Origin of the sequence: Xenorhabdus entomophaga (assembly GCF_037996725.1) — a bacterium.
GTDB lineage: Bacteria > Pseudomonadota > Gammaproteobacteria > Enterobacterales > Enterobacteriaceae > Xenorhabdus > Xenorhabdus khoisanae.
The window spans coordinates 1-244 of sequence record NZ_JBBMXH010000460.1; the positions used below are offsets into that span (position 1 = coordinate 1).

At 52.0% G+C, this 244-nt stretch carries 1 pseudogene; it reads left to right on the forward strand.

Annotated elements, in window-relative coordinates:
- Positions 1 to 244 (forward strand): annotated as a pseudogene (locus tag AAC854_RS23620) (terminase large subunit); the annotation flags it as partial.

Below are 244 nucleotides of genomic sequence, written 5' to 3' on the forward strand. Positions count from 1 at the left end.
GCTGCACGCCCATAAAACCCGTGATGTGTGGGATGTACTGGAAACGGCCACGGGGGCGCGTTTGCAGTCGTTGTTGTTTGGCATTACCACCGCCGGCTTTAATAAAGAAGGGATTTGTTACGAACTGCGTGATTATGCCGTTAAGGTCCTGCGTGGTCAGGTGCCCCCCGATGATACTTTTTTCGCCCTGATCTACACACTGGACAAAGATGACGACCCGTTTGATGAAACGGTGTGGCAGAAA